Consider the following 23,370-nt stretch of genomic DNA (forward strand, 5'->3'; position numbering starts at 1 on the left):
GTCGGCGGCCGACGTGCCGATGTGCCGCGCGGCGTAGTCGGTGCTCACTGGGCGTCGCCGCCCGTCAGCGCGACGTACGCCTCGCGGTCGAGCAGGTCCGAGGGCTCGGCCGTGATGCGCACGCGGACGAGCCACGCCGCGAACGCGTCGGCGTTCACGAGCGCGGGGTCGGCGTCCACGTCGCCGTTGACCTCGATGACCTCGCCGTCGACCGGCGCGTACAGCTCGGAGACCGACTTGGTCGACTCGATCTCGCCGAAGACCTGCCCGGCGGTGACGATCGTGCCGACGGCCGGCACGTCGACGTACACGACGTCGCCCAGCTGATCCGCGGCGAAGTCCGTGATCCCGACCGTGGCGACGTCGCCGTCCACGGCGATCCACTCGTGCTCGGCGGTGTACTTGAGGGCGTTGAGATCGGTCATGAGTTCCTCCGGTAGAAGGGCAGGGCGGCCACGGACGCCGGGATGCGCGTGCCGCGGATGTCGATGGTCAGGTCGGTGGCGTCGGCCGCGCTCGGCTCGACGAACGCCATGGCGACGGGATGCCCGAGCGTCGGGCTGAGCGCGCCGCTCGTGATCTCGCCGACGAGCTCGTCGCCGCGGTGCACGCCGTAGCCGGCGCGGCCCGCGCGGCGTCCCTCGGCGGTCAGGCCGATCAGGACGCGGGCGTCGGGACGCGGCTCGTGGGCGCCCACGAACCCGGTCTTGCCCGGGGGGATCACCCGCCCGAGCCCGGCCTGGGCGGGCACGATGTCCCGCGAGAGCTCGTGGCCGTACAGCGGCATGCCGGCCTCCAGGCGCAGCGTGTCGCGCGCGGCGAGGCCCGCGGGCACGAGGCCGTGCGGCTCGCCCGCCGCGAGCACCGCGCGCCACAGCGCGACGGCCCGTCCGACGGGCAGGAGCAGCTCGAAGCCGTCCTCGCCCGTGTAGCCCGTGCGGGCGATCAGCAGCGGCTCGCCCTCGAAGAACGCCGATCCCCATGCGTAGCTGCGGATGCCGTCGAGCGACGGCGACTGGTCGGAGACGCCCGCGACGGCGCCGAGGATCCGCTCGGCCGCCGGCCCCTGCAGCGCGATCAGCGCGTAGTCGTCGCTCTGGTCCTCGACCGTCGCGTCGAAGCCCGCGACGCGATGCGTCAGCTCGCGCGCGACCGTCTCGCGGTTGCCGGCGTTCGCGATCACGAGGAACACCTCGTCCTGCAGCCGGTACACGATGAGGTCGTCCACGATGCCGCCGTCGGGCGCGAGGATCATCGTGTACTTCGCCTTCCCGACGGGCACGGCCGAGATCGCGCCGGCGAGCGCGTGGTCGAGGAACTCCCCTGCCGCGGCGCCCTCCACGAGGATCTCGCCCATGTGCGAGATGTCGAACAGGCCGGCGGCCTGGCGCACGGCGTGGTGCTCGGCGAGGTCCGACGTGTAGCGGACCGGCATCAGCCAGCCGCCGAAGTCCGTGAACGAGGCGCCGAGGGCCTCGTGCTCGGCGCGCAACGGCGACTCGCGCGGCTCCTCCGCCGGATGGGTGTCGAGGGCGTCCATGAGTTCTCCTGTGCCCCGGATCTCGGATGAGACCCGGGAGAACTCCCCCTCTGTCATGGACCTGAGAGTTTCGGCGGCCGCACGCGGGAGCGCGCTGTCGTCTTTCACCGTCGGCGGGAGCATGGGCTCCGCTTTTCAGAGTGGCCCGATCCGCGCGGTACATGCACCTGAGAGATTGGCGGGGAGGCTTGCTCCTTCGGTGTCGCCGCGTCCGGATCCGTCTGGATCCGTCCGGCGACTCTCCCGCGCGGGTCATGGGGCCGTATTCGGTTGTGCCGCGCCGAGGGATGCGCGCGTGATGGGGTCAGCATATCGCGCGGGGCCCTCGCGCCACGGGGCACGGCGCGCCGCGGAGACGCGGACGGCCCCTCGCACGATGCGAGGGGCCGTCCGGATGACTCAGTCCTGCAGGTGGTGCGCCGACTGCGAGAGCCTGCCGAGCAGGCGCGTGAGGGTGGCGATGTCGGCGTCGTCCCACTCTCGGAACACGCGCCGATAACCCGCCCGCGCCGCCCGCTTCATGGCCGCCTGGCGCTCGAGCGCCTCGGCCGTCGGCTCCACGAGGAAGACCCGCGCATCCGAGTCCGAGCGTCGCAGCGTGACGAAGCCGTGCTCCTTCAGGTCGCGCAGCTGCCGCGAGACGACGGACTTGTCCAGCTGCGTCTCGGCGATGATCTCCGACACCGGAACCGGAGCGGCGGCTTTCCCCTGCGCCGAGGGCAGGACCGTGCGAAGCACGAGCCAGGCCCCCGGCCGCAGGTCGGGATGGAAGGAGGACGCGACCGAGTTGCGCCACGCCTTGATCAACGGCCCGAGCGACGCGAACGCCACCTCGAGCTCGTCGATCGACGCCTCAGCGCTCATTCTCCGGCGCCGTGGGCTCGTCGCCCTCGGGCTCCGCGGACGCTCCCGGCAGGCCGGTCAGCGCATCCATCGTGTCGTCGTGCCGGCGCTGTGCGGCGTCGAGCACGTCGCGGGCGTGCTCGGCCTGGCGACGGACCGCATCCTGCGTGCGCCGGTCGTACTCGGCGAGCTGGGACGCCGCCGCGGTGACCTGTCCCTCGACGTCGGCGAACGCGGCACGCGCACGCTCCAGCGCCGCCTGGGTGTCCGCCACGGCGAGCCGCGCGGAGGCCGCGGTGTCGGCGAGCGCATCGGCGGGACGATCCCCCGCGTCCACGCGCTCGGCGACCGCGACGGCCGAGTGGGCCGGCTCCTGCGCGTAGCGGTGGTCCGCGCGGCGCGTCCGGCGGGCACCGGTCTGCTCCTCGGGGGGCAGCACGATCGCACCGGTCTCGACCAGCTCGCGGAAGCCCGCGCCGCCCTTCTCGGCCGGCTCGAGCGCCGACAGCTCGGCGCCCAGCTCCTCCTCGATCTGCTGCGCGGCGGTCTTGCGCGACAGCGGCTTGTTCGGCAGGAAGATGACGCAGATCAGCGTGACCACCGCGAGCGGCACGACCAGGAAGAACAGGTTCGCGATCGAGTCGCCGTAGCCGCTCTCCACGACGGTGCGGACGGGCTCGCACAGGGCCGCGATGTCGGGCAGGTTGCCCGACTGCATCTGCTGCAGGCTGTCGGCGCACTCGGGGTTGTCCGCCAGCAGCTGCGGGACACCCAGGGTCGGGTCCATCTTCGCGACGAGCTGCTCGAGCCCGGTCTTGATCTTGTCGCCGACCTGGGTTCCCAGGATGGATCCGAGCACCGTCACGCCGACCGTGCCGCCGAGGCTGCGGAAGAACGTCACCGCGCCGCTGCCCGCGCCGAGCTGCGTGGCCGGGAGCGAGTTCTGCGTGACGAGCACGAGGTTCTGCATCAGGACGCCGGATCCGAGACCCAGCAGGAACATGTAGGCCCAGACGTCCCAGATGTTCGTGTCGTAGTGGATGGTCGACATGCCGGCGAGGCCCGCAGTCAGGACGACCGCGCCGATGATCACGAAGACCTTCCACTTGCCCGTGCGGGAGATCAGCTGGCCGACGACGACCGCGCCGGCCATGGATCCGATCACCATGGGAATGGTCGCGAGGCCCGCGTCCGTCGGCGTGAAGCCGCGCGCGTACTGCAGGTACTGGGCGAGGAACACCGAGGTGCCGAACATCGTGACACCGACCGAGACCGAGGCGATCGAGGCGAGGGCGAACGTGCGCTGCGCGAACAGGCGCAGCGGGATGATCGGCTCCTTCACGACGAACTCGGTGACGATCGCGAAGATCGTGAAGAGCGCGCCGGCGCCGCCCATGACGTAGCTGTCGATCGAATCCCACGCGAAACCGCCGGCATCCTCCGACTTCCCGGCCAGGCTGATCCAGATCAGGATCAGGCTGATGCCCGCGACGACGAAAGCCGCGCCGACGAGGTCGAGCTTGACCTCGCGACCCTGCCCGGGCGCCGGCTCGGGCGACGCCTTGGAGCGGAACTCGGTCACGATCGCGGCGAGGGAGAAGAACACGCCGAGGCCCACGACCATGTAGCTGGTCCAGGAGTCCCAGGCGAAGCCGCCCTCCTCGGGCCGGCCGCCGAAGAAGATCCACATCAGGATCAGGCCGATGCTCACCATCACGAAGCCGATGCCGAGGAAGTCGACGCGGACGGGACGACGGTGGTCGGAGACGCGCAGCGTCGCCTGCATCAGGATGAACGCGACCACGGCGATCGGGACGCCGACGAAGAAGCACCACTCCCAGCCCCAGGAGTCGGCGATCACGCCGCCGAGCAGCGGGCCGGCGATCTGGCCGACCGCCATCACGGCGCCCATGATGCCCATGTACTTGCCGCGCTCGCGCGGGGCGATGATGTCGGCGATGACCACCTGGCCGAGGGCCATGAGGCCACCGGTTCCCACCGCCTGCACGAAGCGCCAGCCGATCAGCCAGGACGCGCCGCCCTCGTCGAAGTTGCCCGCGAAGCCGGCGGCGACCGTGGCGATCACGAAGATCGCCAGGGCGATCTGCAGCAGCACCTTGCGGTTGAAGATGTCGGAGAGCTTGCCCCAGATGGGCGTCGTCACCGTCATGGTGAGGAACGCCGCGACGAGCACCCACGTGTACTCGGTGTTCGTGCCGCCCAGGTCGGCCATGATCTTCGGCATCGGCGTGGCGACGACCGTCGAGGAGATGAGGACGACGAACATCGCGGCCATCAGGCCGGAGATCGCCTGGATGACCTGCGCAGGGCGCATGACTGGATTGGACTGGGTATCGAGAGCCCCGGCATCAGTTGACATGCGTCAACGATCTCACAATCGTTGACTCAGGTCAAATTGTTGGGGACGGCGAACCCCTCGCGGCGCCCGGGCGCGGATGACGCGCGAAGTAGTCTCGAGGGCGTGAGCGACATCACCGGCCGGCCGCAGGACGAGATCCGCGTGGCGGTGTCGACCGTGATCTTCTCGCTGCGGCAGGATCCCGAGTCCGACCGGCTGATGATCCCGCTCGTGAAGCGCACGCGCGAGCCGCACGAGGGCATCTGGGCGCTGCCGGGCGGCTGGCTCGGCACGGCGGAGGGGCTGCACGGCGCGGCGTCCCGCACGCTCGCCGAGACCACCGCGCTCACGCCCAGCTTCCTCGAGCAGCTGTACACGTTCGGCGACGTCGACCGCTCCCCCACGCGCGTCGTCTCGGTCGTCTACTGGGCGCTGCTGCGCTCCGACCTCGTCGACGCGCAGCGCGCGGTCGCCGGCGCCCCCGAGAACGTCGAGTGGTTCGACGTCGACGCGCTGCCGCCACTCGCGTTCGACCACAACCGCATCGCGGAGTACGCGCTGTGGCGCCTGCGCAACAAGGTCGGCTACAGCCGGATCGCGGCGGGCCTGCTGCCCGACGAGTTCACGCTGACGGAGCTGCGCGAGGTGTACGAGACGGTGCTCGGGCGCCGACTGGATCCCTCGAACTTCCGCCGCCTGCTGGAGGGCTCGGAGGCGCTCGTGCCGACCGAGTCGTTCCGCACCGGGAAGCACCGTCCCGCCCGCCTGTTCCGCTACAACGCGGAGGCCGAGGGAGTCGGGCCGGAGCAGCCGACGGGCTGAGGCCGGCCCTCCCGATCCGGTCATAGGATCGCCAGGTGCCCGCCTCTGCGCTCGTGTCCGTCATCGTGCCGGGATGGAACGTCGCGGAGTACGCCGCGGAGGCGCTGACGTCCGTGCGGGCCCAGACGCTCGAACGGTGGCGCGCGATCCTGATCGACGACGGATCCGCGGACGGCACGAGCGACGTCTTCGCGGACTTCGCACGCACCGATCGGCGATTCACGCACGTGACGCATCCGGCGCAGCGCGGTCTCGGGGCGGCGCGCAACACCGGGCTCGAGCTCGTCGACACGCCCTACGTCGGATTCCTCGACGCCGACGACGTGATGCTGCCGCGCGCGCTCGAGCTGCTGGTCGGCTCGCTCGAGCGGACCGGGAGCGACGTCGCGGTGGGCCAGTACACGCGGCTCCGGCCCGCCGGCGACGGCTACGCGTCGTCGCCGGTGCAGCCCTGGGTCGTCGCCTCGACCGCACCCGCCCGCGCGGGAGTCACCCTGGCGGAGCACCCCGAGGTGACGGGCAACATCGTCGCGTGGTCGAAGGTCAGCCGCGCGTCGCTGTGGCGCGACCTGCGCTTCCCGCAGGGCTTGTACGAGGACCAGGCCGTCACGCAGACGCTGTACACCCGGGCGCGCGCGATCGACACCGTCGCCGAGCCGGTCGTGCACTGGCGCGTCCGCGCCGACGGCACCTCGATCACGCAGCACGAGGCCGATCCGCTCGTCCTGGCCGCCTGCCTCGACGCGCTGCGCGACGGTCTCGCCATCCTGCGTCGCGACGCCCCCGACGTCGCCCTGCGCGCCCGCATCCGCCAGATCCTCGAGATGGACCTCCCGCGCCTGCGCGCCCTCGACCTGCCCCCCGAGTCCCGCGCCGCGGTCGAGGAGCTCGCCGCCGAGCTCGCCGAGCGTCGACTTGCCTCGAACTGACGGCTTCTCGCCCGGATAGGCGTCAGTTCGCGGCAAGTGCCGCCCGCTGGCGCAGGATCGCGGCGCACAGGTCCGCCAGCAGCCGAGTGGGATCGTCGAGATCCGCCTGGGTGACGGTGATGTAGACCCAGCCGAGCGCCTCGAGGCGCCGCCGGCGCTGCAGGTCCTTCCGCCACTGGTCCTTGTCGCGGTGGTGATCGCCCTCGTACTCGATGTCGATCTTCAGGGCGCGCAGGATGAGGTCCCCGCGCGCCACGAACGTCCCCTCGTCGTCGCGGATCACGCCGTTCGCTTCCAGCCCGTCAACGCCGTGGTCGTGCAGGAGGACGCGCAGCTCGGACTCCTTGGGCGACTCGGCCCGGGGATCGAGCCGTGCCAGCGCGGCGCGCAGCAGGGCACGACGCTGCCGCCGGGGATACCGCTCGATCGCCGCCTCGATCTCCCGACGCATCCGGTCCGCTCCCCAGCGCCGCAGCATGTGATCGCCGACGCCGATCAGCTCGGACACGGTCAGCAGATCCGCCAGATCGCAGAACGTCCGTCCTCGCGAGGTGCAGCGCACTCCCGACCACGTCATGACGTCCTCGGCCGCCAGCCCGCGCTGGTGGCCGATGACACCGCGTCCGCGCCGGGCGCGGGTGCCGACGGGGCTCGTGAGGTGGATGTCCGCCCCCTCCTTGAGTCGGCGGGGCAACGGGATCTTCATCAGCAGACCCGCCGTGCCGTGGCTGTACACGGTGCCGGAGGGAAGCATCAGCGCGCGAGCGCGGAGCTCGGACACGAGATCGGTCGCCTCCGACGGAAGGCGGGTGCCATAGGCCGGACGCCGGAGATCTGCGCCCCGGCGGCGCCTCGCGGAGAGCCCCGAGTCCGCCACACGGAAGGCCCGGCGGCGGAGGTGCTCAGGAAGAGGAAGGTGCGGCATCTGCCGAGCATCCCGCCGCGCGTCCCCGTCCAGCGCGTCATCCCCAGCCCTCACGTCGCCCGCACCAAGTCCTGACCCTGTGGACGAGCCACCCAGCACGGACTTGCCTCTCACTGACGCCGCTGAGGCCCGATCGACGTCACTTAGGGGCAAGCGACCCGAGACCTCAGGCCTCCGGCACCCCCGGCACGGGCCCCTCGACCAGCACGGCCGGGGCCACCGGCAGGGGGCGGTCGTCGACCGGCGGGCGGTCGGCGCGGCGCGTGCGCAGCTCGGGGTCCTCGTCCGCGGGCACCTCGGCCTCCAGCACCCGCGAGGCCGCCAGCTGCTCCTCTGCCAGCTCCGCGTACAGCCCGCCGAGGGCCAGCAGCTCGGAGTGCGTGCCTGACTCGACGATCCGGCCCGCGTCGATCACGTGGATCACGTCGGCGTCGATCACGGTCGACAGGCGGTGCGCGATCGACAGCGTCGTGCGGCCCGCGGCGGCGGTCTCGAGCGCCTCCTGCACGATCCGCTCCGACACCGTGTCGAGCGCGCTGGTCGCCTCGTCCAGCAGCAGGACGGGCGGGTCCTTCAGCAGCACGCGCGCGATGGCGACCCGCTGCTTCTCCCCGCCCGAGAGCCGGTAGCCGCGCTCGCCCACGACCGTGTCGTAGCCGTCCTCGAAGCCCGCGATGATGTGGTGGATGTTGGCCTTGCGGCAGGCGTCCTCGATCTCGGCGTCGCTCGCCTCGGGCTTGGCGTAGCGGAGGTTCTCGCGGATCGTCGCGTGGAACAGGTACGTCTCCTGCGACACGATCCCGACGTGGTCGATGATCGACTCGTGCGTCAGGCGACGCACGTCCTCCCCCGCGAACAGCACCTCGCCCGCCGAGGCCTCGTACAGCCGGGGCGTCAGGTACAGCACGGTCGTCTTGCCCGCGCCCGAGGGGCCGACGAACGCGATCTGCTGGCCGGGCTCGGCGACGAAGGACACGCCCTGCAGCGTCGGCCGGGTCCCGGCGGACGCGTCCGGGTACTTGAACGACACGTCGCGGAACTCGATGCGCCCGACCGGACCGGGCGCATCCGCCACCGACACCGCATCCGGCGCGTCCTGGATCGCGGGCTTCAGGTCGAGGTACTCGAAGATGCGGGCGAACAGCGCGGCGGACGTCTGCACGTCGAGCGCGACGCGCATCAGCCCGATGAGCGGCTGCAGCAGCCGCGCCTGCACCGTGGTGAAGGCCACGACGGTGCCGGCCGTGATGATGCCCGGGTCGTTCACCAGCAGGATGCCCGCGAACAGGTAGATGACCGCGGGGACGCTCGCCATCAGCACCATCACGACCGCGAAGAAGCCCTGGCCGCTCATCGCCTGGCGCACCTGCAGCCGGATCTGGTTCGCGTTCTCGTCCGCATAGCGCGCCGACTCCGTGCGCTGCCGGTTGAACGACTTCGACAGCAGGATGCCCGACACGCTCAGCGTCTCCTGCGTGATGGCGGTCAGCTCCGACAGGGACTGCTGCGTCTCGGCCGCGATCTTCGCGCGCACCTGCCCGACCTTCCGCTGCACGAGCACGAGGATCGGCATCAGCACGACCGCGATCAGCGTGAGCCGCCAGTCGATCAGGATCATCGCCACGAGCGAGGCGACCACGGTCACGGTGTTGCCCAGGATGCTCGCGACCGTGTTCGTCAGGACGCCCGAGACCCCGCCCACGTCGTTCTGCAGGCGGGACTGGATCACGCCGGTCTTCGTGCGCGTGAAGAAGCCGAGCTCCATCGCCTGCAGGTGCTCGAACATCCGCACCCGCAGGTCGCCCGTGACCCGGTTGCCGACGTTCGACGTGAACCACGTCTGCGCGACGCCCACCAGGGCGCTGACGATGTACAGCCCGACGATCAGCAGCACGAGCCGCACCAGCAGGTCCAGCTGCACGGCGCCGACGACGCCCGTGCTCCGGTCGGTGGGGAACAGCGCGTCGTCGAAGATGCGCTGGATCACCAGAGGCGGGATCGCGCCGAGCGCGGCCGCCACGACGACCAGCAGCCCGGTGACGACGATCCGCCTCAGGTACGGACGGAACAGCGCGACGACGCGCCGACGCAGGTCCGGGATCCGAGGGGCCTCGGCGTTCTGCCGGCGCAGGGCGTCCTCGTCGACCGCCCGGCCGCCGCCGCGGGCGCCGCCGCCCCGCATCCCCATGCTCACTTCGACTCACTCCGTCCGTTCAGCACACCGCACGACGCCTCACTCCGTCCGCTCAGCACACCGCACGCCGACTCACTTCGTCGCTCGGTGCACCGCATGCCGCCAGCCTAATGACGGCCCGCACGCGCGCCGCCCGTCCGCGGCGCGGATGAATCCGGGATGAATGTGCGCCGGATCGGGAATGCCGTGTCGGATGGCGCGGTTAGGCTGAGATGTCGGCGCGCAGACTCCTGCCCTCTGCCGGCCGACCCGCCTCTCTGCAGCAGCTCCGGCCGATGACGCTCCCGGGTGCTTCGCCCTTCCCGTCTCGAGGAGACCGATGACAGCCACCGACTCCAGCCCCCGCACGGGCTCCCAGCCGACGACCGCCGCGCCCGAGCTCGACAAGCCCGAGATCGACCCCAGGGGCATGCGCGTCGTCTGGCTGCTGCTGATCGCCGCGTTCGTCGCGATCCTCAACGAGACGACGATGAGCATCGCGATCCCGCATCTGAACGTCGACCTGGGCGTGCCGCCCGAGCTCGGCCAGTGGCTGACGAGCGCGTTCATGCTGACGATGGCCGTGGTCATCCCGACCACGGGCTTCCTGCTGCAGCGCCTCACCACGCGCCAGGCCTTCATCCTCGCGATGTCGCTGTTCACGGCGGGCACTCTGCTGTGCCTCGTGGCGCCCGGCTTCGAGGTGCTCCTGGGCGGCCGCATCGTGCAGGCCGCCGGAACCGCCATCGTCATGCCGCTGCTGATGACCACGGTCATGACCGTCGTTCCCGCGCACGCCCGCGGGCGCATCATGGGCCGCGTCGGCATCGTCATCTCGCTGGCCCCCGCCATCGGCCCGACCCTCGCCGGCGTGCTGCTCGACATCGCGAACTGGCGCTGGATCTTCGGCGTCGTGCTGCCGATCGCGATCGTCGCGCTCGCGGTGGGCGCGAAGCTCATGACGAACCTCGGCGAGACCCGCCGCGCGCCGCTCGACATCCTCTCGGTCGTGCTGTCGGCGCTCGCCTTCGGCGGTCTCGTGTTCGGCCTGAGCCAGGCCGGTGGATCGCACGGTGCCGACGCGACCGCCGCGATGCCGGCCGGCATGGCGATCGGCATCATCGTCGGCTCGGTCGTCGTGCTCGGCCTGTTCATCTGGCGTCAGCTGTCGCTGCAGAAGGTCGACGACGCGCTGCTGGACCTGCGCGTGTTCACCTCGCGCAACTTCACGTTCGCGATCGTCGTGATGGGCATCCTGTCGCTCGCGATGTTCGGGACGTTCACGGCGCTGCCGCTCTACATGCAGGATGTCGCGCAGCTCACCGCGACCGAGTCGGGCCTGGTCGTCCTGCCCGGCGCGGTCATGATGGGTCTGCTCGGACCGGTCATCGGCCGGATCTACGACGCGCGCGGCGCGCGCATCCTGCTGATCCCGGGCACCGCCCTCGTGGCCGCCGTGATGATCTTCTACGCGACGGCGCTGACGGAGTCGACGTCGGTGTGGGCGCTCGTGATCGCCCAGATCGCGATGTCGATCGGCATGGCGATGTCGTTCACGCCGCTGTTCTCGGCGTCGCTGGGCTCGCTGCAGCCGCGCCTGTACTCGCACGGCTCGGCCGTGCTGAACACGCTGCAGCAGGTCGCGGGCGCCGCCGGTGTCGCGGTGCTGATCACGACCATGGCGTCGGTGTCCGCGTCGCAGGAGGCCGCGGGCGTCGCGGAGCTCGCCGCGGGGGCCGTGGGCGCGCGCGCCGCGTTCCTGTTCTCCGCGATCGTCGCGGTGATCGCGGTCGTCGCCGCGTTCTTCGTCCGCAAGCCCGAGGACCAGCCCGAGGGATTCCACGGCGGTCACTGATCCCGCGGCCGGGCAGCCGGTCACGGACGAGTGACGCCGGGCGGGATCAGGTTCCGGGGAGGCGGCAGACGCCGTCGACGCAGATCGCCGCGTCCGGCTCGCCGAGCGCGACGAGCGGCAGCGGCGCCGGCGCGGCCTGAGCGTCGGCCGCGGTGTCGGCGGGGTGCGCGTCCTGCTGCGGTGCGTGCGAAGTCACGCGGGCCATCGTACGCCTGGGTCGGCCGCATGAGGGCCGTACGCGCGCCCCGGCCGGGCTGTCAAGGGACGTGCCCGCCGGCATCGTCGCCCGTAGCGTCGCGGATGCCGCCGCATCCGGAGAGAGGACGCCCCATGCCCACCGTCGTCGATCAGATCGTCCAGCGCCTCGCCGACTGGGGCGTGGGCCGCGTGTTCGGGTACAGCGGGGACGGGATCAACGGGGTGCTCGATGCGCTCCGCCGCTCGGACGCCGGGATCGAGTTCGTCCAGGCTCGCCACGAGGAGAACGCGGCCTTCATGGCCGTGGGCCAGGCGAAGTACGACGGCGGCGCCGGGGTCGTGATCTCGACGCAGGGCCCGGGCGCGATCCATCTGCTCAACGCGCTGTACGACGCCAAGCTCGACCACGTGCCGGTCGTCGCGCTGATCGGCCAGCAGCACCGCAGCACGCTCGGCTCGGGATACATGCAGGAGGTCGACCTGCACACCCTGTTCGCCGACGTCGCATCGGCGTACATCACGCAGGTCGTCGCGCCCGAGCAGGTGCCGCTCGCGATCGACCGCGCATTCCGCAACGCGCTCACCTCGCACGCGCCCGCCGTGGTGATCCTGCCGCACGACGTGCAGAGCGCGGAGGCCTCCGACGTCGACCAGTCGCACGGCGTCGTCCGCACGGGCGCCGTGTTCGAGCCGCCGATCGTCATGCCGTCACCGGATCGCCTCGACGAGGCCGCGGAGCTGCTCGCGCGCGCCCGGAAGCCGATGATCCTCGCCGGGCGCGGCGCCGCCGCCTGCGGCGACGAGCTCGCGGAGCTGGCGCGGCGGGTCCGCGCGGGTGTCGTCACGAGCCTGCTCGGCAAGCCGTACGTCGACGAGTCGCTGCCCCACGCGGCCGGCACCATGGGACACCTCGGCACCACGGCGAGCGCCGAGCTGCTCACCGCCTGCGACCTGCTGCTCATCGTCGGCTCGAACGACCCGTGGACCGAGTACTACCCCGCGCCGGGCCAGGCGGAGGTCGTCCAGATCGACCTGGATCCGCGGATGATCGGCAATCGCCTGCCGGTGGACGTCGGGATCGTCGGCGATGCCGGAGCCGCGGTGCGCGGCCTCGTGGAGCGCGTGGAGGATCGGCCCGAGGACGAGTGGTGGGCCACCGTGCTCGACGCGGTCGGGCGCTGGAGGGAGACCGCCGAGCGACGCGCGGCCGTGCCGGCCGAGCCGCTGAACCCCGAGGCCGCCGTACGGGCACTGAACGCCCACCTGCCGGCCGACGCCCGCGTCGCGATCGACGTGGGCAGCGTCGTGTACTGGTACGCCCGCCAGCTGCGCCTGCCGCGCGGCGTGCCCGCGCACGTGTCGGGCACCCTCGCGACCATGGGCTGCGGCGTGCCGTACGGCCTCGCGGCGAAGCTCGGCGCGCCCGCGCGCCCGGTCGTGGTGCTCGCGGGCGACGGCGGCACGCAGATGACCGGCGTCGCCGAGCTCATCACGGTGGCGGACCGCTGGCGCTCGTGGGCCGATCCGCGGTTCGTCGTCGCGGTCTTCGACAACGGCGACCTCGCCGAGGTGAGCTGGGAGCAGCGCGAGATGGAGGGCGCGCCGCGCTTTCCCGCCACGCAGGATCTGCCGGGCTTCCCGTATGCGGACTACGCGCGCCTGCTGGGCCTCGACGGAGAGACCGTGGCGTCGCCGGAGGAGCTGGACGCCGCGTGGGGCCGTGCGTTCGCGAGCGACCGCCCGTACGTGCTGCACCTGCGCACCGACCCGGCGGTGCCGCTGCTGCCGCCGGCGTCGTCGACGCCCGACGCGGCCGAGACCATGCGCACGGCACTCCGTGCCGAGGCCGCGGAGGGCGGCGAGCAGGCCGAGCGCGCGCTGCGGCTGATCGACGCGTACCTCGACATGCCCGCCACCTGAGCGGGACGCTGCGCCCGCGATCAGGAGGCCGGCGGCGGCGGATACGGCGCATCCTGCAGCAGCCGCGCGAGGTGCACCGCGTGGCGCGCGAGCGTGGCCGTCGTGCTCGCGACCTTCTCGGGCGTCTGGGTCAGGTCCTTGTAGTCGGTCGTCTGCATCGCCTCGCCGTTCCAGTACACGCCGCCCTGCGACGGGATCGTGAAGCCCACGTCGACGAGCGCCTGGTAGAGGTCGGCCGTGATGCCGTGCGCGCCGTCCTCGTTGCCGACGACGACCGTCACGGCGACCTTGCCCGCCAGGATCGGCCGGCCCGCGTCATCCGTCACGGACAGCTCGTTGTCGAGGCGCTCCAGCACGCGCTGCGCGACGCTCGACATGTGGCCCATCCACGTGGGCGTGCCGAACACGAGGATGCCGGCGTCGAGCACCTTCCGGCGCAGGGCCGGCCACTCGTCGCCGTTCCCCATGTCGTCGAGCACGCCGGGCCGGACGTCGTGATCCACGACCCGCACCTGCTCGCCCGTCACCCCGTGAGATGCGAGCGCCTCCAGCACCTGGCTGTTCAGCAGCGCGGTGCTGGACGGCTCGGGCGACGGCGTGAGCGTGCAGTTGAACGCGAGAGCGCGCATGCGGCTCCTCCTTCTTCGCGGGCGAGTGCCGATGCCTCATTCAATGCGTCGCGCCCCTCCCGCGCCCGGGGCTTGACACGCCGCGCTCGCGGCGCGCCGCGGGCGGCTCAGGGTCCCGGCAGGTTCGTCGCGACAGGATGGGTGGATGCGCACCCGCCGGATCGTGATCGCCGCCGCCGCGGCCGCCGTGCTCGCCGCCGGCGCCGCGGTCGCCGTCGTGTCGATCACGCGTGCGACGGCGGAGCCGCCCGGGTGCGACGACATCCGCGCGTACCAGGAGCGCTACGGCGAGATCGAGACGCTCGGCCACGGGCCGCGCGAGCTCACGGTGCTGGGCGACTCGTACTCGGCCGGCGACGCGCTGACCGACCGCGGCCAGCGGTGGACCGACTGGCTCGTCCAGCTCGACCCCGAGCTGACGGTCAGGCTCGACGCGATCCCGTTCACGGGCTTCGTGAACCGGGGCGCGTGCGGACCGAACGCCTTTCCCGACCGGATCGCGCGCGCGGTCGAGGCGGCCGACGACATCCTGATCGTCCAGGGCGGGCTGAACGACGTGTACGCCGAGCCCGAGAACGTCGCGCGGGCCGCCCGCGAGGTGCTCAAGGCGGCCGAGGGCGTGGATCACGTGGTCGTCGTCGGGCCGATCGACGCCCCCGGCCGGGAGGGCGAGCGCGAGGTGGACACCGTGCTCCAGCGCGAGGCCGCGGCGCGCGGGCTGACCTACGTCTCGACCCTGGACTGGGAGCTGCCGTTCGGCCGCGACCGGGTGCACCCGACGGCCGAGGGGCACCGGATCTACGCGCAGAAGGTGCTCGACGCCCTGGCCGGGGCCGAGATCCTCTGATCGGGCTGCGCCGTCACATCCAGCGGCGCCACTTGAAGATGCCGTACAGGCCGACGGCGGTCAGGGCCATGAGGCCGATCGCCATCGGGTAGCCCCACGCCCACGACAGCTCGGGCATGTGGTGGAAGTTCATGCCGTAGACGCCGGCGACGAGGCTGGGCCCGAACAGGACGGCGGCCCATCCGGAGATCGTCTTGACCTGCTCGTTCTGCGCGAGCGCCGTCTCGGTCTGACGCTGCGTCACGAGCGTCGAGTTCACGGTCAGCGCGTTGTCGAGGATCACGCGGAAGGCGCCGAGCTTGTCGGAGATCCGGATCGTGTGGTCCAGCACGTCGCGCAGCGAGCGCTGCAGCTCGATGTGGACGCCGTACCGGTCGGCGCCGCGCAGCAGCCCCTCGAGCATGGAGCTGAGCGGATCGACCGCGCGCTGGAAGCCGATGACCTCGCGCGAGAGCAGATAGATGCGCTGCGAGAGCTCCGCGCCCTCCGAGCCGAACAGCGCGTCCTCGATCTCGTCGATGTCGTTCTGCAGGCCCGCGACCACGGGCTCGTACTCGTCGACCACCTCGTCGAGCACGGCGTACAGCACCGCCTCCGGCCCATAGCCGAGCAGCTCCTGCTGGCCCTCCATCCGGCGGCGCACGCGGGCCAGATCCGGGGACTCCGCGTGGCGGATCGTCACGACGAAGTCCGGGCCGACGAAGACGTGCAGCTCGCCGAACTCGACCGTCTCCTCCCGCTCGAGGTAGCGCGCCGGCAGCAGCACGGCGAACAGCGTGTCTCCGTAGCGCTCGAGCTTGGCGCGCTGGTGGCCCTGGAGGGCGTCCTCGACGGCCAGGGTGTGCAGCGAGAACTCCGCGGAGACCTTGTCGATCTCCTCCCGCGTCGGCCGGAACAGCCCGATCCAGGCCATGCCGCCCTTGGCCCGCATGTACTCGAAGGTCTCCTCGAGGCTCGCGGGGTTCTCGATCCGGCGGCCGCCGACGTACACGGCGTTGTCGATGATGGGCACGGCTTCATTGTGGTCGCGGTCGGTCGCCGCGCCGGGCAGGCGCGCGCCTCTCGCCGCGATAGCGAGCCGCGCCGGAGAGCGCAAGCGGGGTGACGGCGGATGCTCCGGTTCGTACCGTGGAAGCCGACCCCGTAGAAGCAACGAAGGAGATATCGATGTCCGAACTCACCGGCAAGCGCGTCGCATTCCTGCTGACCGACGGATTCGAGGACAGCGAGCTCACGAGCCCCTGGGAGGCCGTGACCGCGGCCGGCGCCGAGGCCGTGCTGGTCTCGCCCGCCGACGGCGAGGTCACGGGCAAGAACGGCCACAAGCAGTCCGTCGACCTCGCGGCGTCCGCCGCGGCGAGCGCCGACTTCGACGGCCTCGTCCTGCCGGGCGGCGTCGTGAACGCCGACCACCTGCGCATGGACGGCGCCTCGGTCGAGCTGGCGCGGTCGTTCTTCGCCGAGCACAAGCCCGTGTCGGTGATCTGCCACGGCGCGTGGATCCTGATCGAGGCCGACGTCGTGCGCGACCGCAAGCTCACGAGCTACCCCAGCCTGAAGACGGACCTGCGCAACGCCGGCGCCGACTGGGTCGACGAGGAGGTCGTGGTGGACGCGGGCCTCGTCTCGAGCCGCACCCCCGATGACCTGCCCGCCTTCAATGCCAAGACCGTCGAGGAGCTCGCCGAGGGCAAGCACGCCGAGCAGCACGCCTGAGCGATCGCCTTCGGGAACCGGCCGCCGCTGAGCCGCGGCCCCGCTGTCGGCGAGCGACGGCGGGGCCGCGGCTCAGCGCGCGCCGGGGATAATCGAGCGATGGACGGATCGCGCTTCGCCCGCGCCGCGCTGGCGGCGACGCTCGCCGTGGGTGTCGTGCTGTCCGCCACGGGGTGCGGTGCCGCATCCGCCGCCGCCTCGCGTCCGCTCGTCGTCGTGTCCCTCGGGCAGTCGAACGCCGTGGGGACGAACGCCGACTGGGACCCCGACGCTGACGCCCCGGACCCGCACGTGAAGGTGTGGGGGACGAATCCGGAGGCCGCCGCGTACCACGAGCTCGTCCCGAGCTCCGCGGCACCCGGCGGCATGCGCAGCACCGCGACCGCCCTCGACGGTCTGCCCGCGAGCCTCGGCCTCGCGAACCGGATCGCCGAGGAGACCGGACGCGATGTGATCGTCGTCCCCGCCGCGGTCGCGGGAGCGGGCTTCCGCTCCTGGACCGCGTTCCCCGCCGCCTGGGACGTCGACGGCGTGGGCGGCGCGCTGAACCTGGCGGAGCAGGCGATCTCCGAGGTGGAGGCCGCCCTCGCCGCTTCGGGCGGCGAGCTGCACGCGCTCGTGTGGCAGCAGGGCGAGACCGACGCGATCGCCGGCATGAGCAGCGCCGAGTACACGGCCGAGCTCACGGCGCTGGTCGCGCGCGTGCAGGAGCGCATCCCGGGCGCGCGCGATGCGCGCTGGCTCTTCACGAGCCTCATCCCCGAGTCGCACGCGCGCCTTCCCGGGGCCGCCGCGATCGACGCCGCGCTCGCGGACATGCCGGCGCACGTCGACGGCTCCGCCTACGTGCCGATCCCGCCGGGCCACAACGCGTCGGGCGACGGCCTGCACCTGGACGCGTCCGGCGCGCGGCTCGTCGGCGCCCTGCTGGCCGACGCGGCCGAGCTGGCATCGCCCGAGACCTGACGCGCCGGCGCCCTGTCATCAGCCCAGGTCGATCCAGTACCGGCGCAGCACGTCGTCGCCGTTGCGGCGGATGTCCTCGAGGACGCCGCCGTTCTTCTCGATCGTGCGGGCCGAGGCGGCGTTGTGATCGTGGCAGACGACGAGCACGCGGGGATATCCCCGCTCGCGCGCGAGATCGAGCGTGCGGGCCAGCGCCCACGTGGCGAGGCCGCGGCGTCTCGCCGACGGGCGGATGCCGTAGCCGATGTGCCCGCCGAAGTTCCGCAGGTAGTCGGTGAGCTCGTGCCGGAACGAGATGGATCCGAGGTACTCGTCTCCCTCGACGATCCAGCGGTAGGTGTCGGTGACGAGCCCCGCCCGGCGCGGGGTCGTCTCGGCTGCCACGAGGGAGGCGACGAAGCGCCCGAAGCCGTCGGGCGTGATCACGTCGTCTCCCTCGTGGATGCCCGCGCCGTCCTGCACCGCTCCCGCCCACTCCGCGTTCGAGGCGACGAAGGACGCGTGGAACCGGGCGTGAGGTGCGACGAGCTCGGGCACCCCCCGATGATGCCATGGGCATTGCACCGGCTCCGCGGCGCCGCTAGACACGAGGCATGACCCGAGCACAGGACTGGCTGGACGGCTACATCCGCGCGTGGCGCTCCTACGACGAGGCGGACGTCCGCGCGATCTTCGCGGACGACGCCGAGTACTGGTTCCGCCCGAACGACCCGCAGCCGACGCGTGGCATCGACGCGATCCTCGAGATGTGGGACTCGGACCGCGACGACGACCCGCAGCACGAGCTCGAGGTGCTGATCGAGGACGACCGGCTCGCGATCATCAAGGGGCACGTCAGCTACGACGACAAGCACTACTCGAACATCTGGGAGGTCTGGTTCGCCCCGGACGGTCGCGCCCAGAAGTTCGTCGAGTGGTGGATGCTCCCCCGCAAGCGCGACGCCGGCTGATCCGGATCACCAGGGCGCGGGACGGTCCGGATCGCGCGTCGCGTCGTCGGGGAGGTGCGGCAGCTGCTCGCCGCCCGCCCGGATGCAGAACCAGCGCATCGGCTCCGGGCTGTCGGGCAGCGCGCGCCAGGTGCGCCAGACGCCCTGCCCGACGCGCACCGCGGATCCGGGACCGACGTCCACGACCTCGTCGTCCAGGCCCATCTGCCCGCGGCCGGTGAGGAAGACGTAGAGCTCCTCGACCTTCGCGTGGCTGTGCCAGTAGCCGGCCTCCTCGCCGGGCTCGAACACGTTCGCGGTCATGCCGATGTACTGCATGGTCAGCTCGTGGTCCACGACCCGGCGCCCGTCACGCGACGTCTCCGGGCGGAATCCGCCGTAGTGGTCGCGCCATTCGTCGAACGCGCCCAGCTGAGTCACCTCGTAGTCGCTCATGTCACCACACGCTAGCGACCGCGGGAGGGATCGCCGCACGTGTCGCACGGTCATGCCAGGATGACGACGTGCTCCCCGCTTCTCCCGCGCGACGGTCCCGCTCCCCTCGATTCGGCGCCGGCGTCGCGCTGCTCGCGCTCCTGCTGCCGCTGTCCGCCTGCACCGACGCGAGCGAGGAGGCGACCCGCACGCTCGCGGACGACCTCGCCGCGGCCCTCTCCACCCACTCGCTCGGGAGCGTCGCCCTGACCGACCCCTCCGCCGCCGCGGCGTTCGAGGAGCAGGCCGCGCCGCTGGCCGACTACGACGTGAAGGTCACGGCGGACGAGGTCGAGCGGGAGGACGGGAAGGGGACCGTCGTCCTGCACTGGGCCTGGGATGTCGAGGGCCACGAGTGGGCGTACGACACGACCGCGGCGCTCGTCGAGGGCCCTTCTGGAGACGGCGGCGAGCAGGAGTGGGCGGTCGACTGGACGCCCGCGACGTTCCTCCCCGAGCTCGGCGCGGACGAGCGGATCGAGATCCAGCGCGAGTACGGGCCGCGCGCCGACGTGGTCGACACCGCAGACCGGCCGATCGTGACGCAGCGCCCGGTGGGACGGTACGGCCTCGACAAGGCGAACACCCCGCCGGATCAGGTCGGCGCGTCGGCGGAGGCGATCGCCACGGCGGTCGGGATCGACCCGGCCGCCTTCCGCGCAACGGCGGAGGCCGCCGGCGCGGAGGCCTTCGTGGAGGCGCTCGCCATCCGGCAGGGCGAGGAGGCGCAGCACGTCACGGGCGACTTCGCGAGCATCCCCGGGGCGCTCATCGTCTCCGACGAGATGACGCTCGCGCCGACCCGGGCCTTCGCGCGCGAGATCCTCGGCTACGTCGGCGAGGCGACCGCCGAGGTCGTCGAGAAGTCGGAGGGCGCCATCCGTCCGGGCGACCAGGTCGGGCTCGCCGGTCTGCTCGCGACGTACGACGGCGAGCTGCGCGGCACGCCGACCCTGCGGATCGACGCGGTCGGCCCCGACGACGCCCGCCGCACGATCCAGGAGTGGGCCGGCGAGCCGGGCACGCCCCTCGCGCTGACCCTCGATCAGGAGATGCAGCTCGAGGCCGAGCGGATCCTGTCGCAGTTCGCGGGCGACGGCGCACCGGCGAGCGCGATCGTCGCGATCCGGCCCTCGAGCGGGGAGATCCTCGCGGCCGCGAACGGTCCGGCAAACGGGGGCATGAACGCGGCCACCGCCGGGATGTACGCGCCGGGATCGACCTTCAAGCTCGTCACGTCGCTCGCGCTCCTGCGCTCGGGCGCCACGCTCGACGACATCCTGACCTGCCCGGAGACGCTCGACGTGGATGGCTACACGTTCCACAACTTCGACGACTACCCGGCCTCCGCGCTCGGCGACGTGACGTTCCGCACGGCCGTCGCCAACTCCTGCAACACGGCGCTCATCGGCGCGCGCGACCGGATCGACGAGGGCGCGCTCGCGTCGGCGGCCCAGACGCTGGGCCTCGGCGCCGAGCTCGACCTCGGATACCCCGCGGCGCTCGGCACGGTGCCGGATCCCGAGAGCGAGACCGAGAAGGCCGCGGACCTGATCGGCCAGGGCCGCGTCGAGGCCTCGCCCCTCGGCATGGCGACGGTCGCCGCCTCGATCCAGGCCGGGCACACGGTCGTGCCGCACCTGATCGCGGATCGTGCGGGTGAGGCCGCGCCGGATCAGCCACTCACCGAGGAGGAGGCTGCCGCGCTGCGCGAGCTGATGCGGGCCGTCGTGACCGAGGGTTCCGCCACGTTCCTGGGTGCGATCCCGGGCGAGCCCGTCGGCGCCAAGACCGGCACGGCCGAGTACGGCGAGCGCGGCGCGGACGGCTACCCCAAGCACAGCTGGATGATCGGCACGCACGGCGACCTCGCGGTCGCGGTCTTCGTCGAGACGGGCACGTCGGGCGCGATCACGGCCGGCCCGCTGCTGCAGGCGATGTTCGAGAAGTGGTGACCGCATGGCGTGGGAGTTCGAGGCCGAGCTGATCGAGTGGCGCGGGCCCGCGCCGTTCGTCTTCGCTCCCCTGCCGGTCGAGCTCTTCGCCGAGGTCAAGGAGGCCGCGCGCGGCCTCATGTACTGGGGTCAGATCCCGGTGATCGCGACGATCGGCGGCACCGAGTTCGACACCGCGATGTGGCCGAAGGACGGCCGCTTCCTGCTGCCGATCAAGGTCGCCGTGCAGCGCGCCGAGCGCATCGACGTCGGCGACGTCGTCATCGCGCGGGTGCGGCTGCCGGACGAGCGCGACTGATCCGGATCCGCCCTAGGCCGACGCGCCCCCGCTGCCGAACAGCGGATAAGCCGAGACCGTGACCGCGATCACTGCGGCGGCGGCCACGATGAGCAGGATCTCGATCGCGGCCGGCCGTCGACGGACGAGCTGCACGACGACGGCCGCCCCGACGATCGTGGCCCACACCACGAGCACCCAGCCGAGGATGAATCCCAGTGTCACGAGCTCATCGGCGTTCGCGTGGAGATTCAGGACGTTCGCGATCGTGAGCGACAGCGCGGCGCCCGTGGCGAGTGCGAGCGCGGCCCAGCCGGCGACCGCGGTCGACTCCGGCTCCGTGCGCACGGTCTCCATGACGCGAACGCTAGACCCGGCGGTCGCGGCGAGCAACGCCCGGGGCAGCCGGCGTGTGATCAGCTTCGCTCGATCGGCAGCCACAGTTCACACGTCGCCGTGCGGAACTCGTCCGAGAGGTCGAGGACCGCGACGATGGACGGGCCGGGGCGCAGCCGCCAGGAGTTGGACGGGAGCCACTAGGTCGCCGTCGCCGCCCACTCGGACGGTCCGATGCGATCGGATCCCGTCATCCCAGCAGGCGGCGACTCTCGTTCGCTCGGATATCCGAGCCAGGCTTCTCTGTGATGCGCGAGGCGATGATCCTCAACCCAGCGCGTCGAGGAGCGCCTGAGCGAGGCTGCGTGACGATCGAGGGTTCTGTCCCGTGTAGAGGTTGCCGTCGACGACGACGTACGGCAGCAGCGGGATCGGGCCCTTGCTGTAGTCGACGCCGATCTCCCTGAGCTTGTCCTCGAGCAGCCACGGGGCCTTGCGAGCGAAGGCGTTGAGCCGCTCCTCGCGGTTGGACAGTCCGGTCATCCTCCTCCCCGCGAAGACGGAGCGGCCGGCCTCATCGACCGTCGCGGCGATCGCGGCCGGAGCGTGGCACAGAAGCGCGAGCGGCCTGCCCGACTCGAGGCGCTGGGCGAGCAGCCTGCCGGAGAACCGGTCGTAGGCGAGGTCTTCCATGGGGCCGTGGCCGCCCGGATAGAACACGAGGTCGTACTCGTCGGCGTCGGCGTCGTACAGGTCGCCCGGGTTCTCGATCACCGCGCGGAGGCTCTGCAGCCGGGCGCGCAGCTGCTTCGTCGTGCGAGGCAGGCCACCCGCGAGGCCGAGGCTGAGCTCATCGACGACCGGCACACGGCCGCCTGGCGTGACCACCGTAACCTCCCATCCCGCGTCGACGAAGGCCGTGTACGGCACGACGAACTCCTCGGCCCAGAACCCCGTGGGGTGTTCCGTCCCGTCGTCGAGGGTCCACACGCGCGCGGCGGTGAGGACCATGAGAACCCTGGTCATCGGGATCCTTCCTGTCGGTGGCCGAGCGCGAGGAGCGCCGCGACGGACGAGCGCACGCGTTCGACGACTTCGGCGACGGGCTCGGACGGGTAGTTGCCGTCCAGGTGCAGGAAGGCGAGGCCGTGTGCGACGCCCCACAGGGCCCGCGACAGGGCCGGGGAGGACGCCCCGGGGAACAGCCCATCGAGGACCTCGCCCAGCACGTCGTGCAGTTGCTGCGACGCCTGCACCCGATCGTCGTCGGACTCGCCGCCGTACTCCTCGCCGAACATCAGCCGGAACACGGCCGGACGACGCAACGCGAACAGGACGTAGGCGATCCCGAGTTCCGAGAGCACCTCCGTCGAGTTCCCGGTGGGTACGCGACGGAGAGCCTCGGCGAGCGCCCTCCGAAGATCCTCGAAGCCCCCGACCGCCACCGCGGTGTCCAACCTGCCGCGATCGGCGAAGTGCCGATACGGCGCGGCCGGCGAGACGCCGGCCCGGCGGGCCACCGCGCGCAGCGAGTACGCGTCGCCCTCTTCGAGGATCTCGTTCGCCGCCGCCACGAGGGCGGCCCGCAGGTCGCCGTGGTGGTACGCCCTCGTCGATGTTGACGCCGTCAACTTCGCCTCCTACGCTTGATGTGAA

The 23,370-nt window shown here is 72.0% G+C and carries 24 protein-coding genes, 1 pseudogene and 2 riboswitches; of the genes and pseudogenes, 10 read left to right on the forward strand and 15 right to left on the reverse strand.

Annotation, left to right across the window (positions count from 1 at the left end):
* Positions 1-44 precede the first annotated feature (44 nt).
* The 4 genes from gcvH to AAD528_RS05050 form a co-directional block, all read right to left on the reverse strand.
* Entirely contained in the window at positions 45-425 is a 381-nt protein-coding gene (gene gcvH, locus AAD528_RS05035; RefSeq protein ID WP_345750956.1) for a glycine cleavage system protein GcvH, read from the reverse strand.
* Positions 422-1,540: a glycine cleavage system aminomethyltransferase GcvT gene (gene gcvT / locus AAD528_RS05040; RefSeq protein ID WP_345750957.1), complete on the reverse strand. Its 1,119-nt coding sequence runs from the start codon at positions 1,538-1,540 to the stop codon at positions 422-424. The genes gcvH and gcvT overlap by 4 nt, the downstream gene beginning before the upstream one ends.
* 40 nt (positions 1,541-1,580) lie before the next feature.
* Positions 1,581-1,685: riboswitch (glycine riboswitch) on the reverse strand.
* A riboswitch (glycine riboswitch) is annotated at positions 1,686-1,796 on the reverse strand.
* Between the two features lie 143 nt (positions 1,797-1,939).
* The gene (locus tag AAD528_RS05045; RefSeq protein WP_345750958.1) at positions 1,940-2,404 is read right to left on the reverse strand and encodes a MarR family winged helix-turn-helix transcriptional regulator; all 465 of its coding nucleotides are present in this window, start codon (positions 2,402-2,404) and stop codon (positions 1,940-1,942) included.
* Entirely contained in the window at positions 2,394-4,718 is a 2,325-nt protein-coding gene (locus AAD528_RS05050; protein WP_345750959.1) for an MFS transporter, read from the reverse strand. Before AAD528_RS05050 ends, AAD528_RS05045 begins: the two co-directional genes overlap by 11 nt.
* Before the next feature lie 192 nt (positions 4,719-4,910).
* Between AAD528_RS05050 and AAD528_RS05055 the strand changes: the two genes are divergently transcribed.
* A complete protein-coding gene (locus tag AAD528_RS05055; protein WP_345751256.1) occupies positions 4,911-5,564 on the forward strand; it encodes an NUDIX hydrolase in 654 nt (217 codons plus the stop codon).
* Positions 5,565-5,599: 35 nt separating this feature from the next.
* Positions 5,600-6,493 (forward strand): glycosyltransferase family 2 protein, encoded by an 894-nt coding sequence (locus AAD528_RS05060; protein ID WP_345750960.1) that lies wholly within the window; start codon positions 5,600-5,602, stop codon positions 6,491-6,493.
* Between the two features lie 22 nt (positions 6,494-6,515).
* Here AAD528_RS05060 and AAD528_RS05065 read toward each other — a convergent pair whose 3' ends face one another.
* Positions 6,516-7,274, reverse strand: a complete 759-nt coding sequence (locus AAD528_RS05065) for a putative endonuclease domain-containing protein (RefSeq protein ID WP_345750961.1) — start codon at positions 7,272-7,274, stop codon at positions 6,516-6,518.
* A gap of 310 nt (positions 7,275-7,584) precedes the next feature.
* Positions 7,585-9,606 carry an ABC transporter ATP-binding protein gene (locus AAD528_RS05070; protein WP_345750962.1) on the reverse strand — a complete coding sequence of 674 codons (2,022 nt, stop codon included), beginning with the start codon at positions 9,604-9,606 and terminating at the stop codon, positions 7,585-7,587.
* Between the two features lie 325 nt (positions 9,607-9,931).
* Here AAD528_RS05070 and AAD528_RS05075 point away from each other — a divergent pair, with 325 nt between their 5' ends.
* Positions 9,932-11,446 (forward strand): DHA2 family efflux MFS transporter permease subunit, encoded by a 1,515-nt coding sequence (locus tag AAD528_RS05075; protein WP_345750963.1) that lies wholly within the window; start codon positions 9,932-9,934, stop codon positions 11,444-11,446.
* Between the two features lie 46 nt (positions 11,447-11,492).
* Here the strand turns inward: AAD528_RS05075 and AAD528_RS05080 are convergent, their stop codons facing one another.
* Positions 11,493-11,642 (reverse strand): hypothetical protein, encoded by a 150-nt coding sequence (locus AAD528_RS05080; protein WP_345750964.1) that lies wholly within the window; start codon positions 11,640-11,642, stop codon positions 11,493-11,495.
* A gap of 134 nt (positions 11,643-11,776) precedes the next feature.
* Between AAD528_RS05080 and AAD528_RS05085 the strand changes: the two genes are divergently transcribed.
* Positions 11,777-13,564, forward strand: coding sequence for a thiamine pyrophosphate-requiring protein (locus tag AAD528_RS05085; RefSeq protein WP_345750965.1), 1,788 nt, complete (start codon positions 11,777-11,779; stop codon positions 13,562-13,564).
* A 20-nt stretch (positions 13,565-13,584) separates the two neighbouring features.
* Here the strand turns inward: AAD528_RS05085 and AAD528_RS05090 are convergent, their stop codons facing one another.
* Complete coding sequence (locus tag AAD528_RS05090) at positions 13,585-14,193, reverse strand: flavodoxin family protein (RefSeq protein ID WP_345750966.1); 609 nt, start codon at positions 14,191-14,193, stop codon at positions 13,585-13,587.
* 145 nt (positions 14,194-14,338) lie between these two features.
* Here AAD528_RS05090 and AAD528_RS05095 point away from each other — a divergent pair, with 145 nt between their 5' ends.
* Entirely contained in the window at positions 14,339-15,040 is a 702-nt protein-coding gene (locus AAD528_RS05095) for an SGNH/GDSL hydrolase family protein (RefSeq protein ID WP_345750967.1), read from the forward strand.
* Positions 15,041-15,053: 13 nt separating this feature from the next.
* Here the strand turns inward: AAD528_RS05095 and AAD528_RS05100 are convergent, their stop codons facing one another.
* Positions 15,054-16,052: a magnesium and cobalt transport protein CorA gene (locus AAD528_RS05100; protein ID WP_345750968.1), complete on the reverse strand. Its 999-nt coding sequence runs from the start codon at positions 16,050-16,052 to the stop codon at positions 15,054-15,056.
* Between the two features lie 155 nt (positions 16,053-16,207).
* Here AAD528_RS05100 and AAD528_RS05105 point away from each other — a divergent pair, with 155 nt between their 5' ends.
* Together AAD528_RS05105 and AAD528_RS05110 are read left to right on the forward strand one after the other, a co-directional pair.
* Entirely contained in the window at positions 16,208-16,756 is a 549-nt protein-coding gene (locus tag AAD528_RS05105; protein ID WP_345750969.1) for a type 1 glutamine amidotransferase domain-containing protein, read from the forward strand.
* Between the two features lie 99 nt (positions 16,757-16,855).
* Positions 16,856-17,722 carry a sialate O-acetylesterase gene (locus AAD528_RS05110; protein WP_345750970.1) on the forward strand — a complete coding sequence of 289 codons (867 nt, stop codon included), beginning with the start codon at positions 16,856-16,858 and terminating at the stop codon, positions 17,720-17,722.
* Positions 17,723-17,740: 18 nt separating this feature from the next.
* Here the strand turns inward: AAD528_RS05110 and AAD528_RS05115 are convergent, their stop codons facing one another.
* Complete coding sequence (locus tag AAD528_RS05115; RefSeq protein WP_345750971.1) at positions 17,741-18,259, reverse strand: GNAT family N-acetyltransferase; 519 nt, start codon at positions 18,257-18,259, stop codon at positions 17,741-17,743.
* A 56-nt stretch (positions 18,260-18,315) separates the two neighbouring features.
* Here AAD528_RS05115 and AAD528_RS05120 point away from each other — a divergent pair, with 56 nt between their 5' ends.
* On the forward strand, positions 18,316-18,672 hold the full coding sequence (locus tag AAD528_RS05120; protein WP_345750972.1) for a nuclear transport factor 2 family protein: 357 nt from the start codon (positions 18,316-18,318) through the stop codon (positions 18,670-18,672).
* 6 nt (positions 18,673-18,678) lie between these two features.
* Here AAD528_RS05120 and AAD528_RS05125 read toward each other — a convergent pair whose 3' ends face one another.
* Positions 18,679-19,107, reverse strand: coding sequence for a cupin domain-containing protein (locus tag AAD528_RS05125; protein WP_345750973.1), 429 nt, complete (start codon positions 19,105-19,107; stop codon positions 18,679-18,681).
* Between the two features lie 68 nt (positions 19,108-19,175).
* Between AAD528_RS05125 and AAD528_RS05130 the strand changes: the two genes are divergently transcribed.
* Together AAD528_RS05130 and AAD528_RS05135 are read left to right on the forward strand one after the other, a co-directional pair.
* Positions 19,176-21,101 (forward strand): penicillin-binding transpeptidase domain-containing protein, encoded by a 1,926-nt coding sequence (locus AAD528_RS05130; protein WP_345750974.1) that lies wholly within the window; start codon positions 19,176-19,178, stop codon positions 21,099-21,101.
* Positions 21,102-21,105: 4 nt separating this feature from the next.
* Positions 21,106-21,399 carry a DUF1905 domain-containing protein gene (locus AAD528_RS05135; protein ID WP_345750975.1) on the forward strand — a complete coding sequence of 98 codons (294 nt, stop codon included), beginning with the start codon at positions 21,106-21,108 and terminating at the stop codon, positions 21,397-21,399.
* 12 nt (positions 21,400-21,411) lie between these two features.
* Here the strand turns inward: AAD528_RS05135 and AAD528_RS05140 are convergent, their stop codons facing one another.
* The 4 genes and pseudogenes from AAD528_RS05140 to AAD528_RS05155 all read right to left on the reverse strand — a co-directional run bounded on the left by AAD528_RS05140 (position 21,412) and on the right by AAD528_RS05155 (position 23,345).
* Positions 21,412-21,735, reverse strand: coding sequence for a hypothetical protein (locus AAD528_RS05140; RefSeq protein WP_345750976.1), 324 nt, complete (start codon positions 21,733-21,735; stop codon positions 21,412-21,414).
* A 59-nt stretch (positions 21,736-21,794) separates the two neighbouring features.
* A pseudogene (locus tag AAD528_RS05145) lies at positions 21,795-21,941 on the reverse strand (AraC family transcriptional regulator); the annotation flags it as partial.
* Between the two features lie 100 nt (positions 21,942-22,041).
* Positions 22,042-22,740 (reverse strand): type 1 glutamine amidotransferase domain-containing protein, encoded by a 699-nt coding sequence (locus AAD528_RS05150; protein WP_345750977.1) that lies wholly within the window; start codon positions 22,738-22,740, stop codon positions 22,042-22,044.
* On the reverse strand, positions 22,737-23,345 hold the full coding sequence (locus AAD528_RS05155) for a TetR/AcrR family transcriptional regulator (RefSeq protein WP_345750978.1): 609 nt from the start codon (positions 23,343-23,345) through the stop codon (positions 22,737-22,739). The genes AAD528_RS05150 and AAD528_RS05155 overlap by 4 nt, the downstream gene beginning before the upstream one ends.
* Positions 23,346-23,370 lie beyond the last annotated feature (25 nt).

It is taken from the genome of Microbacterium rhizophilum (assembly GCF_039605615.1).
GTDB classification, from domain to species: domain Bacteria; phylum Actinomycetota; class Actinomycetes; order Actinomycetales; family Microbacteriaceae; genus Microbacterium; species Microbacterium rhizophilus.

Coding starts and splice junctions, on each gene's coding strand:
- gcvH (WP_345750956.1), bottom strand. CDS start 425: ATGACCGATCTCAACGCCCTCAAGTACACCGCCGAGCACGAGTGGATC.
- gcvT (WP_345750957.1), bottom strand. CDS start 1,540: ATGGACGCCCTCGACACCCATCCGGCGGAGGAGCCGCGCGAGTCGCCG.
- AAD528_RS05045 (WP_345750958.1), bottom strand. CDS start 2,404: ATGAGCGCTGAGGCGTCGATCGACGAGCTCGAGGTGGCGTTCGCGTCG.
- AAD528_RS05050 (WP_345750959.1), bottom strand. CDS start 4,718: ATGCGCCCTGCGCAGGTCATCCAGGCGATCTCCGGCCTGATGGCCGCG.
- AAD528_RS05070 (WP_345750962.1), bottom strand. CDS start 9,606: ATGGGGATGCGGGGCGGCGGCGCCCGCGGCGGCGGCCGGGCGGTCGAC.
- AAD528_RS05075 (WP_345750963.1), top strand. CDS start 9,932: ATGACAGCCACCGACTCCAGCCCCCGCACGGGCTCCCAGCCGACGACC.
- AAD528_RS05085 (WP_345750965.1), top strand. CDS start 11,777: ATGCCCACCGTCGTCGATCAGATCGTCCAGCGCCTCGCCGACTGGGGC.
- AAD528_RS05090 (WP_345750966.1), bottom strand. CDS start 14,193: ATGCGCGCTCTCGCGTTCAACTGCACGCTCACGCCGTCGCCCGAGCCG.
- AAD528_RS05095 (WP_345750967.1), top strand. CDS start 14,339: ATGCGCACCCGCCGGATCGTGATCGCCGCCGCCGCGGCCGCCGTGCTC.
- AAD528_RS05105 (WP_345750969.1), top strand. CDS start 16,208: ATGTCCGAACTCACCGGCAAGCGCGTCGCATTCCTGCTGACCGACGGA.
- AAD528_RS05110 (WP_345750970.1), top strand. CDS start 16,856: ATGGACGGATCGCGCTTCGCCCGCGCCGCGCTGGCGGCGACGCTCGCC.
- AAD528_RS05120 (WP_345750972.1), top strand. CDS start 18,316: ATGACCCGAGCACAGGACTGGCTGGACGGCTACATCCGCGCGTGGCGC.
- AAD528_RS05125 (WP_345750973.1), bottom strand. CDS start 19,107: ATGAGCGACTACGAGGTGACTCAGCTGGGCGCGTTCGACGAATGGCGC.
- AAD528_RS05135 (WP_345750975.1), top strand. CDS start 21,106: ATGGCGTGGGAGTTCGAGGCCGAGCTGATCGAGTGGCGCGGGCCCGCG.
- AAD528_RS05140 (WP_345750976.1), bottom strand. CDS start 21,735: ATGGAGACCGTGCGCACGGAGCCGGAGTCGACCGCGGTCGCCGGCTGG.
- AAD528_RS05150 (WP_345750977.1), bottom strand. CDS start 22,740: ATGACCAGGGTTCTCATGGTCCTCACCGCCGCGCGCGTGTGGACCCTC.